1 rRNA gene is annotated in these 242 nt (G+C 53.7%); it reads left to right on the forward strand.

Annotated features, from left to right (window positions below):
- A 16S ribosomal RNA gene (locus AC0L0O_RS30115) occupies positions 1-208 on the forward strand; the annotation flags it as partial.
- Between the last annotated feature and the right edge of the window lie 34 nt (positions 209-242).

Consider the following 242-nt stretch of genomic DNA (forward strand, 5'->3'; position numbering starts at 1 on the left):
CTGGAATCGCTAGTAATCGCGGATCAGCATGCCGCGGTGAATACGTTCCCGGGCCTTGTACACACCGCCCGTCACACCACGAGAGTTTGTAACACCCGAAGTCGGTGGGGTAACCTTTTGGAGCCAGCCGCCTAAGGTGGGACAGATGATTGGGGTGAAGTCGTAACAAGGTAGCCGTATCGGAAGGTGCGGCTGGATCACCTCCTTTCTATGGAGAATTGATGAACGCTGTTCATCAATAT

It is taken from the genome of Bacillus sp. GS3m_15504, assembly GCF_055825275.1.